Source organism: Shewanella maritima (assembly GCF_004295345.1).
In the GTDB taxonomy this organism is placed as follows: domain Bacteria; phylum Pseudomonadota; class Gammaproteobacteria; order Enterobacterales; family Shewanellaceae; genus Shewanella; species Shewanella maritima.
In genome coordinates this window covers 2,930,894-2,947,645 of the sequence record NZ_CP036200.1, presented here as the reverse complement: position 1 = coordinate 2,947,645, position 16,752 = coordinate 2,930,894, and the positions used below count along the sequence as shown (strand labels likewise).

Sequence of the window (16,752 nt, the reverse complement as noted above, 5' to 3'; positions counted from 1 at the left end):
ATGATTTTTGTCAGAGTATGAATTAAATTAATACTTAAATAACTTGTTATTAGATAAGTTAAAAAACAACAAAAAGTCAACACATCATGCGTAAACTGCCACCACTAAGAGCGCTGCAAGTATTCGAAGCTGCCGCAAGACATCTCAACTTTTCCCACGCAGCTACTGAGCTGTGTGTCACCCAAAGTGCGGTGTCACATCAAATTAAGCAGCTAGAGAACTACTTTGGCGAAGTGTTATTTATTCGCGATGGCAAAGGGTTCAAGTTGTCAGAAAAAGGCGCGCTGCTGTTTAGTGAGCTTGAAAGCATATTCAATCAGCTTAATGACTTAAGCATGAAGGTGACGGGTGAACAGAATCTAAACCTTCGTTTAGCCGTATTTAGCTCATTTGCGATTAAATGGCTGATCCCGCGTTTAGGTGAATTCAAAAAAAGCTATCCGCAGTACAATATCCGCCTCAATATGATCACCGACGAGCCACAGCTGACGGATTCAGTAGCAGATATGTTTATCTGCGGGCGCAGCAACCAAGCCGGCTTTTGGCAAACCACCTTACACAATGAAAGACTGATCCCTGTTTGTAGCCCAGAGTTGATTGAAACTGTCACTCAAGTGGATACCAACTGGTTAGGCAAGCAGTCGTTGCTGGTCGTGGATGAGCCAGATCAGGGGTTAGATTGGGACACCTGGCAGCAGCAAAATCAAATTAGCCTGCCAGACGAGCAGCAAAGGCATATTTTCAGCCATGTGCTGTTAGCGATTGAGGCGGCAACCGCAGGCCAAGGCATCGCACTGGCGTCAGACTTTATGGTCGAAACTGACATCAAATCAGGCAAACTGGTGGCGCTGAATTTGCCCGATGTATTCACCGACTTTCAGTTCAACTTCTTGTGTAAGCATAGGCATAAAAAACATCCGGCCATTGCGGCATTTATTAAATGGCTTGAACAACAAGTTGCAGACGAAAAAAAAGCCAACATCTTGTAGATGCTGGCTTGATATCTCTTTAGCTCACTTCAGTTGAGTCGAAATGCTTGAGCCGAATAAATTGAGCCCAAATAGTTGAACCCAAATACCTGGGCTCAAATGATTAGCTGACTATACGATTAAACCAATTTTCTCATAAACGGTTTTTAGCGTAGCGGCCGCGCGAACACGTGCTTGCTCAGAACCTTGCTTCATCACCTGATCAAGGTAAGCTGTATCTGCGCGCAGCTCTTTATAACGTGCTTGAATTGGCTCTAGCATAGCAACAACGGCTTCACCGGTTGCCACTTTCAAGTGACCGTACATTTTGCCTTCAAAGTCTTTCTCAATCTGCTCGATTGATTGACCATTACAGCCCGACATTAAGCTCATTAGGTTAGAAACACCTGGCTTTTGCTCTTGGTCAAAGCGCACGACTGGCGGCTCTTCACTGTCGGTCATCGCTTTTTTCACTTTCTTTAGAATAGCTTTAGGATCTTCCAGCAGACCAATCACATTGTTGCGGTTATCGTCTGACTTAGACATCTTCTTCATTGGATCTTGCAGTGACATCACTTTAGCACCTTGCTTAGGCATAAATGCTTGTGGGATGGTGAAAGTGTCGCCGTAAGCATTGTTAAAGCGGTTAGCGATATCACGGGTAAGCTCAAGATGCTGCATTTGATCTTGCCCTACTGGGATTTCATTTGCTTGATATAGCAAGATATCAGCCGCCATCAATACAGGATAACCAAATAGACCCACGTTAATGTTGTTGGCGTGCTTTTGTGATTTGTCTTTAAACTGGGTCATGCGGTTAAGCTCGCCCATTTGGGTGTAACAGTTTAATGCCCAGCTAAGTTGCGCATGTTCTGGTACATGAGACTGAATAAATACTGTGCTCTTTTGAGGGTCAACACCACAAGCAAGGTACAGTGCTAACGTATCTAAACAGGCTTCACGCAGTGCTTTAGGGTCTTGGCGCACGGTAATGGCGTGTAGGTCAACCACACAGTAGATACAATCATGACTATCTTGCATTGATACCCATTGACGTAGTGCGCCCATATAGTTACCTATGGTTAACTCGCCTGAAGGCTGCGCGCCGCTGAAAACGATGGGTTTAGTCATGAAAGTCTTGCTCCAATAAAATTAATCTAAAAGTAACTCGCCAACTTGCGCAAAATCTTCGCACACGGCTGTTGGTGAACTTAATCCAATATGTTCGCCGTAGTTATAGCCATAGGTCAACCCTATCGCCGCTACATTTGCTGCTTGGGCGGCTAGAATATCATTTTTCGAGTCGCCAACCATCAAAAGCTGCTCATTTGTTAGTTGCCAATGCGCTAATAAGTGATTAAGAGGCAGCGGATCTGGCTTCATCTTTTCAAGTGAGTCGCCACCAAGCACCACTTCAAAGAACTCATCGATTGCAAATGACTTCAATAGTGGAATGGTAAACTGATATGGCTTGTTAGTGACAATGGCCATCTTATAGCCAGCTTGCTTGAGCTTAGTTAGCGTATCAAACACGTTAGGGTAAAGATTGCTGTGCTTTTCTAGGTGGAGGCCATAGTGGTGCATAAAACGCGGCATCACAGTAGCTAACATATCTTCGAGCTGGGTTTTATTTTGCTCAAGCGCTAACTCAGGCTTAGCAAATTGTAGCGCGCGTTGCATTAACACCCGTGCGCCGTTACCAACCCAGGAACGCACCTGCTGCTCGCTCGTTTTAGGTAGCGATAATTCAACCAAGGTGGCATTGGTTGCCGCGGCTAAATCCGGCACGCTATCAACCAGAGTGCCGTCTAAATCAAATGCGATGGCTTTAATGTTATTAAACTGAGTCATTGTCTACCTCTTAAAGCTTTAGCTTTAAAGACAACAAAGCTGTGGCGGCGCGTTGGCAGCAACAGCTTTGAGAACCGATAAAATTATCCGACTTTTGCAAGCTCAGCGCGCATATCGTCAATCACAGCTTTATAGTCAGGCTGATTGAAAATAGCGCTACCCGCTACAAACATATCAGCACCAGCGGCGGCGATTTCAGCAATATTGTCGGTCTTAACACCACCATCAACTTCAAGGCGGATGTCATAGCCGCTGGCGTCAATACGCTCACGGACTTGACGCAGCTTATCTAACGTCGATGGAATAAATGACTGCCCGCCAAAACCAGGGTTAACTGACATAAGTAAAATCACATCTAGCTTGTCCATAACATGGTCAAGGTAATGTAGTGAAGTTGCCGGGTTAAAGACTAAGCCAGCTTTACAGCCTGATTCTTTAATCAGTTGCAACGTACGATCAATGTGCTCAGAAGCTTCTGGATGGAAAGTAATGATAGATGCGCCAGCTTTAGCGAAATCTGGAATGATGCGATCAACCGGCTTTACCATTAAGTGCACGTCAATATCAGCTGTCACACCGTAATCACGAAGCGCCTTACACACCATAGGGCCGATAGTTAAGTTTGGCACATAGTGATTATCCATCACATCAAAGTGCACAACATCTGCACCAGCTTTGAGTACAGCATCAACGTCTTCACCCAAACGAGCAAAGTCTGCAGATAAAATCGATGGAGCAATTAAGTATGGACGCATGGTGATCCCTAAAGGCTTGAAAATAAGTGACGCGGCTCTGTAAATAACGCCGTAAATTGCGCGCTATTTTACCCCTTGCGCCCCAAGTGCTCTAGTAAAGATTGCCGTTTTTATTACACAACACTCTTTCCCGTGGTGAGCTAATCGCATATTTATGCACAGTGACATGAAAAAAATTGAACCGATTCATATACTGGCAACGTACTGGACATTCGAGTGAATTGTTTAAAGTAAGACGCAATAATCTATGGTGTACCGGATAAAAAACTACAAAACGTAAACAGATAGCGAATTCTACCAAAGAGTATCTACGCAAAAAGTACAATATATGCAACAAACTGTGTTCATTCTCTATACGGCTTTGCTATAATATGCCTACTTTATATAGGTTTATTCTGTATTGAACGTTTGCCAACAACACAGCAAGGATTTCGCTATGGAACAACATAACAAGAACACGAAATTATCAAAGCTTAGTAATCAATTACTTAAGCCCGCTTTCGCGTTTGCGGCTGTTGGCAGCGTGGTAGCATTTAGCTTCAATAATGCTCAGAGCGAAAACCTACAAACCAAAGCTTGTGTGTGTGATTCTGGTACAACCTACAACACTAGCTTACCAAGCAGTCACCCTAATAACCGATGCGCATCTGAAGTGACCGACTTAAGTTGGGGTAGCTGGTTAACAGGCAACAGCCGCTCGACTCAATTCCACTTTATCGATCTTATCGAATTACTGCACGGACACGAAGATAAACCCCTTTCAGATCTTCCAAGTAACACAAACCACGCTGAATAGCGCTCGAATATCATGAACTTTTGGCAGGTGTTGACCAGCACTCTTGCTGCGTTTTTTGGTGTGCAAACCGAACAAAGACGTGAGCTCGACTTCAGCAGTCAATCCCCAGTTCCCTTTATTGTTATGGGAATTATCCTTGCGCTGTGTTTTGTATTAGGGTTGATTTTAGTGGTTAAGTTAGTGCTAGCTAATTAGCTGCCAAGACGCAGCTTTAACTGAGCTAGATAGGGTAAAATCGCTAAGCTTAATACTCTTCATCCTGATAATGGTGGTCGTATAAAGCAATGATTTCATCAACTTTATTACGCCCGCTTCCCTTTTGACTAATATTACGCTGTACAGCAACTGTGGCGTGATTTGCCCCTCGATATAGCTCTCGTGTTAACGGAATATCATGGTTGCTGATCACCACGGGAATATTACTTCTATGGGCAATATGGCGCGAATGACGCGCTAATAATGCCTGGTCATCAAGAGAGAAGCCTTTACCCACATAGGTAGTAAAGCTTGCTGTCGTCGACAAGGGAGCATATGGCGGATCGCAATAAATAACATCACCGTTTTGAGCTAACTCAAAAGCTTGTTCGTAGCCAATACACTTAAATTCGGCTTTTTGTGCTTTTTCAGCAAAGTAGCGAATTTCTTGCTCAGGGAAGTAAGGTTTCTTATATGAACCAAACGGTACGTTAAAGCCACCTTTACGGTTATAACGGCATAAACCATTGAAACCATGACGGTTCATATATAGGAAGTAAACTGAGCGCAGGAAAGGATCGCTGGATTGATTAAACTCTTCACGAATTTTGTAGTAAGCCTCTTTGTTATTCATGCTCTCAACAAACAAGGCTTTCGCTGCCACGATGTATTCATCCGGTCGCGACTTTACAATTTCGTATAGGTGGATTAAATCTTGGTTAATATCGCAAAGTAGATAACTGTCATAGTCAGTGTTTAAAAATACCGAACCAGCACCCACAAATGGCTCCACCAAACGCTCACCATTAGGTAAGTGTTTAGCTAACTCATCAACCAGTTTGTATTTACCACCTGCCCATTTAAGGAAGGCTCTGTGCTTAGTATTCATTAAATGGGGTTGCGCCAAAAACGGTTTTTCACCAAAATTCAAAGGTGACGATTGTACTCTGTTTACCCTGATTTATCACCGCTAAATATCAATTAAATTGCTTGGTATTACAGCTGATTGGACGAAATTTGATAATCTGATAAATCTTGCCACTTGCGCACCCAAGGCGCTGCAAAGCCAAACTCACTTTGCAGCTGCTTAGCTTTTTCGCTGGCATCTGTTGCCGAAGCAAAATTACCAACAAACAACACAAACTTAGATTTATGCTCACTTAAGTACCAACTGCTATCATTTGCCAGAGCTGACAAAAATGGCTTAAGTGATTTTTGCTGAGTCACACTGGCCAGCTGTAAAGTATAACCATTGCGTGGCACACGATTATCTTGCTCTGTAAGTGTCTCAATCGGCTCAGCGCTTGCGAGCTCAACTTCTGCAAGCTCATCTTGTGAGATTTGGGCAGAGTTAGCAGCGATGACAGAGCCTTCTTCAGGTGTACCGTACTGCAATTCAATCTCCTGACTCTCACTATTAACCAGATCATTAACTGAGTTATTCATGGGAGTCTCAGTATTTACCAACTCATGCTTAACCGGTTCAGCTACAAGGAGATGAGCGTCAACTTGGTTGTTCTCCTCTACATACTCATGCTCGACTATAGGTGCTTTTACCTTGGCAATGACTTGCGCTTGAACTATCTCATCTGCGTCAAACCTTGACTCAACATGCAATAACCCAAGTAAATTCGGTTGAATTGATAAACTCACCTGCTCACCTTCAACCTCAAATAAGCGGCTTGCCCAGTTTAGGTTCGCTTGCTGCGCCCGCTTGTGTTGCAGAGTTTGTAGTGCAGTAAGCTCAATGCTGTTTTTTACAGGCTGATTTGCAGCACTGTCTACAGGTAAGGAATTAAGCTCATTTAAGCCCTGTCCTGTTTGATACAGATATCCAAACACTGCAATAGCGGTAATCACCATTGTTATTGCCACATTGCGTATTGGCTTTAGCCATTGGCGCCACCTTGCCACCTCGACCTCTGGCTCAGCTAAAGCAACACCTAGTAACTCAATCACCTCAGCAGGGCTGCCCAATTGCTTCTCTAGTTTGCCACTGACAATCTCTCTAGGGATAAATGGTGATTGCCCACTTTGTGTTAGCAAAGTTCGATACAAGCCTTCGCGCTCAGCAATGGGCAAAGGGTCAACATCTACCTGCAGTAGATGCTCAGCCATTGATTGCCCAAGCTGAGTGGATAGCGCACTCCAAGGCTCGTATAAGCAAGTCAAAGTGACGGTAACCAGCTTACCTGCGCAGCATAGCTGGCTTAACAGAATACATTCCACCCATATTTCTAGCGGCAGCAGGTGAGCATCATCAATAATAATGTGCAGTGGTTTTTGCAGGCTAGATTGAACTTTGAGTAGGGTTTCGGGCAATGGAACTTCGTCATCAAAAATTGGCGCACTGAGTAACTGCACCAATATTTTGCGTCTGATCTCTGCGGCATCTACATGAGCAGGACACACAATCAAAGCCGAATTGTGGTCGTCTAGTTCTGTCGCTAATACTGTTGCTAGGGTAGATTTTCCCGAACCTTTGGCGCCACAAAGCACGGTGACTTGCTCACCATAGCTTGCCAAATGCTGTAAGCGGTTAACTACCGATTCTTGAGTGGGTAACAGTAAAAAATGTTCAGCCGACACATGCTCACCAATAAGGTTTATGCGCCGTGCTCAATCACCTGTTGAAGAAGAGATTCTGCAACATCACCAAATACGTCAGCGGTGCCGATGGATGTCGGCAAAATTAAGCGTATTTGACCCGCGAGTACTTTTTTGTCGCGGCGCATATGTTTTATAAAGCTGTCAAAATTCATTGAATCTGGCGCTAGGACCGGAAGATCAAACGCACTGTGAATGTCTCGAATACGACAAACAATTGACTCATCAATGAGATTTAAACGATTCGCCGTTTGTGCAGCAAGAACCGTACCGACAGCAACAGCTTCACCATGCAACCACACGCCATAGCCCATTTCAGCTTCAATGGCATGACCAAAGGTGTGCCCTAAGTTAAGCAAAGCACGCACGCCACGCTCGGTTTCATCTTGTGCTACGACTTCCGCCTTAATTTGGCAGCAACGTTCTATCGCATAACTTAGCGCCTTAGCATCCAAGGATTGCAAAAGTTGAACGTTATCTTCTAGCCATTGGAAAAAGTCTGCATCCCAAATGACACCATACTTGATCACTTCTGCCATTCCCGCAGCAAATTCGCGCTTTGGTAAGGTTTTTAAGCAATCTGTATCTATGATGACTTGTTTAGGCTGGTAAAACGCACCAATCATATTCTTGCCAAGCGCATGATTGACCGCTGTTTTTCCACCTACTGAGGAGTCAACTTGAGACAATAATGTGGTTGGAATTTGAATAAAATCCACACCGCGTTGATAGCTTGCAGCAGCAAAACCTGCCATGTCACCAACGACGCCGCCGCCTAAGGCAACGATGACACAGTCTCGAGCAAAATTGTGCTCTAACAATGCAGTAAAGATATGGTTTAAGTGAATTAAGTCTTTGAACTGTTCACCGTCAGGTAAAATTACAGACTCAACACTAGAGCATGCCACCAAAGCCGCTTTGAGTAGTTCTACATACAAAGGGGCAATGGTGTCATTAGTGACGATCAGCGCTTTTTTATTCGCTAGGGTTTGCGAATACAGCTCACTTTGATGCATCAAACCTTGGCCAATAAAAATGGGATAACTTCTCTCACCTAAATCGACCTTAATTTGTTGCATAAAACCGTTCCTAAAAGCCTAATTGATCAATGATTTGATTTGCGACGACTTTCGCACTTTGCTCGTCAGTCTTAACAATAACGTCTGCAATCTCTTCATACAGAGGGTTACGGACTTCAGCTAAGTTCTCTAGTACTTCTCTTGGGTCGTCAACCTGAAGAAGTGGGCGACGTTTGTCACGTTGAGTACGTGCAACTTGCTTATCAATGGTTGTTTCAAGGTATACCACGATACCGCGAGCAGAGAGAAAGTTGCGGATATCTTTGCTTTGTACAGAGCCACCGCCGGTTGCCAGTACAATACCTTGTTTTTCAGATAAATCTGCGATGACTTGCGCCTCGCGACGTCTAAAGCCTTCTTCGCCTTCGACATCGAAAACCCAGGCGATATCTGCGCCTGTACGCTTCTCAATCTCTTGATCTGAATCGTGGAAATCTAAATGCAGCATTTGCGCCAAGTGGCGACCAATTGTGCTCTTGCCTGCGCCCATAGGGCCTACCAGAAAAATATTACGTTTTTCAGCCATTTCGGATACGTCTGAATCTTATTTTGAAAAGAGTGCCTTATCGACTTTTCGATGAAAGCCGACCTATATATTACCTTGCTCTATTGAGACTTGACGGGGATTATCTCAGTTATGCCCTATTGCTGGCAAGTCATCATCCGAATTATGTGAAATTTTTATTAGTAGCCTTGTACAAGGCGTTGATAGGAAAAAGATTAATGGCGCTTAACTGCATTGGATGCTAGTTATTAAACCTTGCATTGCGTGAGTCTTTGCCAGCAAAAAGCCAACCCTAAGGTTGGCTTTACTAAGTCTATCATTTAGCCGAGGTGGCTAGTCATTCGTTACAGCTCTTCAGATACAATCTTAGGCGTGACGAAAATTAACAATTCCTGACGCTCATTTTTATCTGAGGTATTTCTAAACAAGAATCCGACTAGTGGAATGTCGCCCAGTACAGGAACCTTGCTAACACTGCTAATCAGGTTCTGCTGGTAAATACCACCAAGAACAATAGTTTCACCATTATCAACCAGCACTTGGGTACCAATACGTTGAGTATCAATGGCAACAGCTTCACCTGTTGCCGTTTGCACCGTTTCACCTTGCGAGTCTTGAGTAATCTCTAAATCAAGGATTACACGGTTATCTGGTGTAATCTGTGGTGTCACCTTAAGTGAAAGCACCGCTTTTTTAAAGGTTACTGACGTTGCACCGCTCGAAGCAGACTCAACATATGGAATTTCGACACCTTGCTCAATGTAAGCTGACTTTTGGTTAGAAGTAGTAATACGTGGGCTTGCAATAATTTCACCCTTGTTTTCCTGCTCTAACGCACTTAGCTCCATGTCTAAAACCGTACCGTCAGATAACTTAGCAACATGGAATGCGATACTAGCAGAGTTAGTTGCAGCCGATGGCAGATTAACGTTTAAGCGGTCATTCAAGGCTGGAACTAGGCCTGCAGCAATTGACTCAGCACCTTCTAGCGAACCAGACGTACCTTTAGTACCTTGCTGATCGGTAATCCCCAGCGAATACCTAAATCTTCAGAGATATTGTCTTTTACAGTCACCATGCGTGACTCGATCAATACCTGACGAATTGGAATATCCAATACGTCTGTAAGTCGATGAACATTCTCTAGAATCTCAGCCGTGTCCTTCACCAATAATGTATTGGTACGCTCATCCACAGCCACACTACCACGGCTAGAGAGTAAGCTTGAGCCTTCACTCTTAAGTAGCTCTGCAATGTCAGCCGCTTTGGCATAGTTAATCTGAATATACTCAGAATACAGTGGTGCTAGCTCTTTTACTTCTTGTTGATTCTTAAGGTCGTTGCTCTCGCGCAGCGCAAGCTCTTCAGCTGGCGCAACCATCAAGATGTTACCTTCAATACGCTTATCTAACCCTTTAGTTTGCAGAATTAAATCCAGCGCTTGATCCCAAGGCACATCGTCTAAACGCAGGGTAATGTTACCCTCAACAGTATCGCTGGTTACCAGGTTGAAATTGTTGTAATCAGCAATAATCTGCAGCACGGTACGAACAGAAATATTTTGGAAGTTTAGCGATAGCGATTTACCGTTGTACTTCTTATCTTCTTTAGTAACCGAGACGCGCTCAACCTTGTTAATGCTTACTTGGAAAACGTTACCATCTTGCTTTGAGTTAAACTCATAATTACCTTCAACATCAATTAAGATGCGCGAAGTTAGATCTTCTTTAAAGGTTTCAAAACTAGTGACAGGCGTAGCGAAATCCTGAACGTCCATAACATAAAGTAGGTCGTCACTAATGCCTGTGTTGTATAGCTTAACCTGAAGTTTCGCACCAACCTGCTCAACATTAGCTGCAACGGTTGGATTGTTCAGATTAATGAGTAGTTCACCACCACCGGTTTGGTTGCGACGAAAATCGATGCTATCAATAGCATTAACGAACGGGTTAGGACCTGCAGACTGATCAATCACATCGTCATTAATCGTCAAACGATAAGTATTGCCTACAACCTTACCTTGATATGGCTTGATACTATTTAGTGCAACTGTCACCTTCAGATCATCAGCGACCTGTTTAGTGGTAATAGACTCCACACCGATTAAATCAATCGGCAGGTCGTCCTTTGCTAAGTTTGAGATTGTATCGTCAAAACTTAGGCTGATTTCAGTTGGCTTTGCAGATAGGTCTAATTGAGGATCGCCAATATCCGACTCGAACACCAATTCAACTTCAAATTGATGATCAACAACAGTGTGATATTTAACGTCAAGTAAACGATTCGCAGCAAGTGCATTTGGTAACACGCCAACAGCTAAAAAGACACTAAACAGTGTTTTAAGGATAGTTGCGCTCTTGCGTGTTTTTGTCGTGGCAGAAGATTTCATTATTCCCTCATCCTTCGCACGTTATTGTCCAGAAAGCTCTAAGCTACTTGGACGCTCTGCCCAGCAACCTGAACCATCAGGAATTAATTCTAGAATCTCAATGTATTTAGGTGTCACTTTTGCGATACGACCATGGTAAAGACCTAAATACTCTCCCTGGCCAACTCGATAAACACTTGAGTCAGCGGTTTCAACCAGCGCCCAGATTTCATCATCTTCGCTCAAAGTGCCTCGCATTCTTAAGTTATCCAATGCGTAGGTTTCAAGGCGACTCTTACGACGCTTCAAATCAGGTTGTAAGCAATCCTTTGATGTATCAATGACTTCTTCAGTTAATTCCCTTGAAGGTGGAACAAACGGGCTGCGCATTAACTCTGCTTGATATGCAAAATGCTCAAACTTAGGCGTTTCTTTAAGCGGTGGAATACGTGCCACATGCTGCGCTTTAGTTGTGGTTACAAACAATTCCAGATCACTATGATCACCAATACAGCCGGTTAAAAATACCAGTGGGGCGACTAAAAGAGGCTTAAATTTCACTATTTACCCCCTTTTTCGCTTCTGTTGATAACTCAGCACCTTCTTTGAATCGGTAGGTCTTTGCCAAGATGTCCATGGATAAACTGCCGCTTTCACCACGCTTAATTACAAAGTCATGCAAGCTCACAATACGTGGCAATTTCGCAATACCACTAACCATATGTCCAAGCTGGTGATAATCACCCTCAACAATCATTTTGATAGGGAATTCGATATAGAAATCACGTACGATCTCTTCTTCCCAATCAAGACTATTGATCCGCAAACCTGAATCTGTCGCCACAAAGGTCACGTCGTCTAACAGGCCAGGCATCTCATTTTCAGATGGCAACATCTTTAATAGCTCAGCGAACTGCGCTTCCATGATGACCAACTGCTCACGGTATAACTTTAGATTAGCTGCGAGTCGATATTTATTTTCGAAATCTGTGCGTAACTCTTGCTCTTTACGTTGCTCAGTTTCCATCACGTCAATTGCATCTGAAATAAACAGATAGTAACTAGCAGCAATAACACAAATCGATAAAAACGCAGCAAAAACTATTTTAACTAGCTTTGGCCAAGAACCTATGTTCTCAAAATCAATATCATTAAACTGGTCTAGATCGAGATTCATTTTCTCGCTCCTTTAGCATCACTCCCTTGCCCAGATTCCAGTTCTTTAATGGTTACTCTGAGTCTAAAACGTTGTAACTGTCTCAAATTTTCGTTCTGAGTTACAATCGACTGCATACTCGGGTCGTGCAGATAATTAGAGGTTTTCACTTTACGCATCATGTTAGCGACATTGTTATTTGATTCACTGCGACCTTCTATCCACAGTAAGCTACCTTTCTTCTCAATACTCGAAAGATAAATGCCCGTAGGCACAATACGCACTAACTCATCTAATACATGTGTCGGCAAATTACTCGATTGCTGAAGGTCTAAGATAATCTCAGTTCGACGCTCAATGTCCTTCTTACGTTCGGTAATCTTGCGGATTTCAGCAATCTGCTTATCTAACAAGCGAATCTCTGAGTTTAGGTATTCATTACGTTGGCGCTGATCATCAGTTACAAGTTCAATAAAGCCTAAAAACAGGTAAATAGCTAATGATGTAAGCAAAAAAACTAGCGCTAAAACACCAATATAATCGCGTTTTTGCTTCTCTCTGGCCTCTTCACGCCAAGGCAGTAAGTTTATGTTCGCCATTGAGCATAACTCCTTAACGCAAGTCCGCAGGCCACCATATATTTACCGATATGTGGCTGCACATCATTCTTAACACTGTCTTCAGCATGCAAGCAGCCCTGGAAAGGATCTGCGACAATGGTATGAACGCCGAGTTCGGAAGTGATAAGTCCCGCCATACCTTCAAGGGTAGCAGTACCGCCAGAAAGCACGATGTAATCGACCTTCTCTTTACCGCTTGAAGTACAATAAATCTGAATAGTGCGCTTAATTTGCTGCAGTAACTGAGTTTGAAATGGAGATAACACTTCAAACATATAGTTGCGCGGCAGCTCTCCGGCAAGCTTAGCCGACTCGGCTTCATCGTAAGTCATGCCGTAAAACGACAAAATAGATTGGGTATAGAGCTCACCACCAAACGCTTGCTCGCGAATAAAGCTAGTCTCACCATTTTCAACAACTGCAAACGTGGTCATATTGGCACCTACGTCTACCATGGCTATTGAGGACTCTTTCGCGCCATCTGGTAATTGAGCGTAAATAAGCTCAGCCGAGCGTCCTAACGCATACGCCTCGACATCCACTACTTTTGTATCGAGTTCAACCATATCAAGCACATCGATACGTGAATCAATGTTCTCGGTGCGACACGCACTCAACAACACATCTACCTTGGTTGGATCTGATGCATTTTGGTTTAAGGTTTCAAAATCGATACTAACTTCATCGAGGGAATAAGGAATGAGGTTATCTGCCTCAATTTCAATTTGCGCTTCCATTTCTTCCTCATTTAATGAGGCATCCATGTAAATCACTTTGGTCATCACTGCAGAACCTGAAACTGCTACAGCGGCAAATTTGGCAGATTTAGGGAGGCCGCGCCTTATTTGTTCTAATGACTCTTGTACGGCTTCGGCATCACGAATTTCATGATCGACAACAGCGCCTTTTCTCACTGGCGCGGTCAAGTAATTTTGAATCTTGTATCCATCCGCAGTCTTACTCAACAAAATGGCTTTGATCTCATGGGATCCGATATCGATCCCCACCATTTGTGGAGCCTGACGCTTCCATAATTTAGAAAGCATAGTCCTTCATCACATTTTTTCTCTTTTTTAAAAGAGATTAGCACAAAATCAACTCGTTATAAGTATTTGTATAAAATGTTTCAACAATTTACAAATACTATTTCAAGTATACATGTTTTTGCTTCAACTAAAACTATCTCGCTTATATACTATTGCCTTTCTTTAAGTTTTTGGGATTTTGCCGTGAAATGGTTTAAACGTTTTCTAATTGCTTCGTTCAGTCTCGCCCTTTTGGGTGTGGGAGCGATCGCAGCTGCTTATTTTTACGTATTACCAGACCTTCCTGACGTCAATACTCTAAAAACCGTAAAGCTACAAACACCACTTCGAATATACAGTCAAGATGGATTGCTTATTTCGCAGTTTGGTGAAAAAAGACGGATCCCGGTTGAATATGAAGATGTACCGCAACAGTTAATCAATGCAGTTTTAGACACTGAAGATGCACGCTTTTTTGAGCATAAAGGTATTGATCCAATTGGTATTGTTCGTGCCGCAACCATTCTAATTACAACCGGTAAGAAAAGCCAAGGTGCCAGTACCATTACTCAGCAAGTAGCACGAGGATTCTTTTTATCTAACGAAAAAACCTATATTCGTAAAATTAAAGAAATTTTTCTGGCACTAAAAATTGAAAAAGCACTAACAAAGAAAGAGATTTTAACTCTTTACTTAAATCGTTCATTTCTTGGTAACCGTGCCTATGGTGTGGGAGCTGCTGCCCAAGTCTATTATGGTAAAGAACTCGATGAGCTAACATTACCTGAGATGGCAATGATAGCCGGTTTACCTCAGGCACCATCTGCTGCAAACCCTATCCGGAACCCTCAGCGCGCAACCAATCGTCGTAACTGGGTGTTAAGCCGCATGCTTGAAAAACGCAACATTACCCAAGCCGAATATGAAGAAGCGGCAGCTGCTCCAGTAACTGCGCGTTACCACGGCGCCGAAATAGACCTTTATGCTCCTTATATTTCGGAAATGGCGCGTGATTATATGATTCAAAAATATGGTCGCGAGGAAGCTTATACACATGGCTACAACGTTTATACCACGATAAATTCAGACTTACAGCGCAAAGCACAGACTGCGTTGCGTAACAATGTATTTGCCTATGACCAACGCCACGGCTATCGCGGCCCTGGTAAAGTGTTGTGGACAGAAACCCCAATTAACAACGAGCAAATCCTAGAGGCTTTAAAAGCTAAGCCTGTTATTCAAGGTATTATTCCCGCAGCAGTAATGGCAGTGTCTGAGCAGTCTGCTGAATTTTTAACAAAACATGGCGAGCGAGTGACAGTTGAATGGAGCGGCTTAAAATGGGCGCGTAAATTTATCACTGACAAGCGCCAAGGACGAGTACCAAAAACAGCGAGTGATATCCTCAACGTCGGCGAACAAGTCTGGGTTCGTCATAACGGTGACGAATGGCAACTATCGCAAGTACCGCAAGTATCAAGCGCAACAGTATCGCTTGACCCAGTCGATGGCGCAATTCAAACATTAGTCGGTGGCTTTAGCTTTAGTCAAAGCCAGTTCAACCGAGTAACGCAAGCTAAGCGTCAACTCGGTTCAAATATTAAGCCATTCATTTATGCCAGTGCGTTGGAGCATGACTACACGCTTGCAACGTTAATTAATAATGCACCAATCAATAAGCCTGACACCCGACAAGGCACAGCTTGGCGCCCGAAAAACTCACCGGATGTATATGGCGGTCCAACAAGATTAAGAGTCGGCCTAGCACAATCGATTAACGTTATGTCGGTACGTGCCCTGCGCCACATTGGTATTGATGATGCTGTCGATACGCTAGTTAGCTTTGGTTTTGATGCACAAGATTTACCGCGCAACGAATCACTGGCACTAGGTTCACCGTCAGTCACCCCGCTGCAAGTTGCGAGCGCTTTTAACGTGTTTGCTAATGGCGGCTACCTAGTTGAGCCTTATTACATTACTAAGATTACTGACTCTTATGACAATGTGATTGAACAAGCTGAACCAACGTATGCCTGCAAACCTATGCCGGTCGACGTTGAAGCTTCACAAGATCTCAACTCTGACGACCCATTTACAGCCATTCCACAAGACTTTGAGCAGGTAGCAGAGTTAGATATTAACGATACTGACAGCATGGCTGCCAATGTTGATGAGCCTCAAGTTGAAGGGCCTAAGGTTATCGACGGCTACTGCCAGCAAGATAATTTGCGTAAGGCCAAACAAGTGATTTCAGAACAAACCGCTTTCTTAATTACTGAAGCACTAAAATCAGTAATTTGGGGCGGTGGTGACTGGAGTAAAGGTACTGGCTGGAACGGCACTGCATGGCGCGCAGCGAGATTAATTAAACGACGTGATATTGCCGGTAAAACAGGTACTACAAACGAATCAAGAGACACCTGGTTTAGTGGTTATAATCCAAGTTTAACCTCAACGTTTTGGGTTGGGTTTGATGACCATACCCGTCAACTAGGGCGAACAACCTGGATTGCTGATGGACCAGAAGGGCAAATTTCTGGTGCCGAAGCAGGTGCAAAAACAGCAGGACCCGGCTGGAACCACTTCTTCAATGAAGCGTTAAAAGGCACTCCAGAAATTATTAAAGAGCCACCTCAAGGAATTGTTAGCGCTCGAATAGATCTTACAACCGGTAAGCTCACACGCAAAACCGATCACACTACCTCGTTTGAGTACTTTATTGATGGTACTCAGCCGACAGAGTTTGTTGCTGATGCGCCAGAAACTGAAGATATCTTTATCGACAACTCTGAAGAAGATTTATTTCAGTAGCGCCCCTAACTAGGCT

At 43.6% G+C, this 16,752-nt stretch carries 15 protein-coding genes and 1 pseudogene; 4 read left to right on the top strand and 12 right to left on the bottom strand.

The genetic code is table 11. The annotated features are described in order from the left end of the window. Positions 1-86 precede the first annotated feature (86 nt). Entirely contained in the window at positions 87-989 is a 903-nt protein-coding gene (locus tag EXU30_RS12675) for a LysR substrate-binding domain-containing protein (RefSeq protein ID WP_130600591.1), read from the top strand. Between the two features lie 111 nt (positions 990-1,100). Here the strand turns inward: EXU30_RS12675 and trpS are convergent, their stop codons facing one another. The 3 genes from trpS to rpe form a co-directional block, all read right to left on the bottom strand. Further along, positions 1,101-2,099, bottom strand: a complete 999-nt coding sequence (gene trpS / locus EXU30_RS12670; RefSeq protein WP_130600589.1) for a tryptophan--tRNA ligase — start codon at positions 2,097-2,099, stop codon at positions 1,101-1,103. A gap of 21 nt (positions 2,100-2,120) precedes the next feature. Beyond that, positions 2,121-2,819 carry a phosphoglycolate phosphatase gene (locus EXU30_RS12665; protein ID WP_130600587.1) on the bottom strand — a complete coding sequence of 233 codons (699 nt, stop codon included), beginning with the start codon at positions 2,817-2,819 and terminating at the stop codon, positions 2,121-2,123. An 83-nt stretch (positions 2,820-2,902) separates the two neighbouring features. After that, a complete protein-coding gene (rpe, locus tag EXU30_RS12660) occupies positions 2,903-3,574 on the bottom strand; it encodes a ribulose-phosphate 3-epimerase (RefSeq protein WP_130600585.1) in 672 nt (223 codons plus the stop codon). A gap of 436 nt (positions 3,575-4,010) precedes the next feature. On the opposite strand from rpe, the gene EXU30_RS20400 reads away from it, so the two are divergent. Beyond that, entirely contained in the window at positions 4,011-4,370 is a 360-nt protein-coding gene (locus EXU30_RS20400; protein WP_207234068.1) for a hypothetical protein, read from the top strand. 12 nt (positions 4,371-4,382) lie between these two features. Then, positions 4,383-4,565 carry a DUF2970 domain-containing protein gene (locus EXU30_RS12650; RefSeq protein WP_130600583.1) on the top strand — a complete coding sequence of 61 codons (183 nt, stop codon included), beginning with the start codon at positions 4,383-4,385 and terminating at the stop codon, positions 4,563-4,565. A 49-nt stretch (positions 4,566-4,614) separates the two neighbouring features. On the opposite strand, the gene EXU30_RS12645 is transcribed toward EXU30_RS12650, so the two are convergent. From EXU30_RS12645 to EXU30_RS12605, 9 genes and pseudogenes are all read right to left on the bottom strand, one after another. Continuing rightward, on the bottom strand, positions 4,615-5,454 hold the full coding sequence (locus EXU30_RS12645; protein ID WP_130600581.1) for a Dam family site-specific DNA-(adenine-N6)-methyltransferase: 840 nt from the start codon (positions 5,452-5,454) through the stop codon (positions 4,615-4,617). A 107-nt stretch (positions 5,455-5,561) separates the two neighbouring features. Beyond that, on the bottom strand, positions 5,562-7,154 hold the full coding sequence (locus EXU30_RS12640) for an AAA family ATPase (protein ID WP_130600579.1): 1,593 nt from the start codon (positions 7,152-7,154) through the stop codon (positions 5,562-5,564). A gap of 17 nt (positions 7,155-7,171) precedes the next feature. Next, positions 7,172-8,251 carry a 3-dehydroquinate synthase gene (aroB, locus tag EXU30_RS12635; RefSeq protein ID WP_130600577.1) on the bottom strand — a complete coding sequence of 360 codons (1,080 nt, stop codon included), beginning with the start codon at positions 8,249-8,251 and terminating at the stop codon, positions 7,172-7,174. Positions 8,252-8,261: 10 nt separating this feature from the next. Further along, a complete protein-coding gene (gene aroK / locus EXU30_RS12630) occupies positions 8,262-8,777 on the bottom strand; it encodes a shikimate kinase AroK (protein ID WP_130600575.1) in 516 nt (171 codons plus the stop codon). Positions 8,778-9,100: 323 nt separating this feature from the next. Then, a pseudogene (locus EXU30_RS12625) lies at positions 9,101-11,145 on the bottom strand (type IV pilus secretin PilQ). Between the two features lie 21 nt (positions 11,146-11,166). After that, entirely contained in the window at positions 11,167-11,685 is a 519-nt protein-coding gene (locus EXU30_RS12620; protein WP_207234067.1) for a pilus assembly protein PilP, read from the bottom strand. After that, positions 11,675-12,301, bottom strand: coding sequence for a type IV pilus inner membrane component PilO (locus EXU30_RS12615; protein ID WP_130600571.1), 627 nt, complete (start codon positions 12,299-12,301; stop codon positions 11,675-11,677). The genes EXU30_RS12620 and EXU30_RS12615 overlap by 11 nt, the downstream gene beginning before the upstream one ends. Next, positions 12,298-12,879, bottom strand: a complete 582-nt coding sequence (locus tag EXU30_RS12610; protein ID WP_130600569.1) for a PilN domain-containing protein — start codon at positions 12,877-12,879, stop codon at positions 12,298-12,300. Before EXU30_RS12610 ends, EXU30_RS12615 begins: the two co-directional genes overlap by 4 nt. After that, on the bottom strand, positions 12,867-13,946 hold the full coding sequence (locus EXU30_RS12605) for a pilus assembly protein PilM (protein ID WP_130600567.1): 1,080 nt from the start codon (positions 13,944-13,946) through the stop codon (positions 12,867-12,869). Before EXU30_RS12605 ends, EXU30_RS12610 begins: the two co-directional genes overlap by 13 nt. Before the next feature lie 183 nt (positions 13,947-14,129). On the opposite strand from EXU30_RS12605, the gene EXU30_RS12600 reads away from it, so the two are divergent. Then, positions 14,130-16,736, top strand: coding sequence for a penicillin-binding protein 1A (locus EXU30_RS12600; RefSeq protein WP_130600565.1), 2,607 nt, complete (start codon positions 14,130-14,132; stop codon positions 16,734-16,736). Positions 16,737-16,752: the final 16 nt, after the last annotated feature.

Excerpts from the sequence above, each read along its gene's own strand:
- EXU30_RS12610 (WP_130600569.1), bottom strand. The coding sequence starts at position 12,879 with ATGGCGAACATAAACTTACTGCCTTGGCGTGAAGAGGCCAGAGAGAAG.
- trpS (WP_130600589.1), bottom strand. The coding sequence starts at position 2,099 with ATGACTAAACCCATCGTTTTCAGCGGCGCGCAGCCTTCAGGCGAGTTA.
- EXU30_RS12615 (WP_130600571.1), bottom strand. The coding sequence starts at position 12,301 with ATGAATCTCGATCTAGACCAGTTTAATGATATTGATTTTGAGAACATA.
- EXU30_RS12675 (WP_130600591.1), top strand. The coding sequence starts at position 87 with ATGCGTAAACTGCCACCACTAAGAGCGCTGCAAGTATTCGAAGCTGCC.
- EXU30_RS12645 (WP_130600581.1), bottom strand. The coding sequence starts at position 5,454 with ATGAATACTAAGCACAGAGCCTTCCTTAAATGGGCAGGTGGTAAATAC.
- EXU30_RS12605 (WP_130600567.1), bottom strand. The coding sequence starts at position 13,946 with ATGCTTTCTAAATTATGGAAGCGTCAGGCTCCACAAATGGTGGGGATC.
- EXU30_RS12665 (WP_130600587.1), bottom strand. The coding sequence starts at position 2,819 with ATGACTCAGTTTAATAACATTAAAGCCATCGCATTTGATTTAGACGGC.
- aroK (WP_130600575.1), bottom strand. The coding sequence starts at position 8,777 with ATGGCTGAAAAACGTAATATTTTTCTGGTAGGCCCTATGGGCGCAGGC.
- rpe (WP_130600585.1), bottom strand. The coding sequence starts at position 3,574 with ATGCGTCCATACTTAATTGCTCCATCGATTTTATCTGCAGACTTTGCT.
- EXU30_RS12650 (WP_130600583.1), top strand. The coding sequence starts at position 4,383 with ATGAACTTTTGGCAGGTGTTGACCAGCACTCTTGCTGCGTTTTTTGGT.
- aroB (WP_130600577.1), bottom strand. The coding sequence starts at position 8,251 with ATGCAACAAATTAAGGTCGATTTAGGTGAGAGAAGTTATCCCATTTTT.
- EXU30_RS20400 (WP_207234068.1), top strand. The coding sequence starts at position 4,011 with ATGGAACAACATAACAAGAACACGAAATTATCAAAGCTTAGTAATCAA.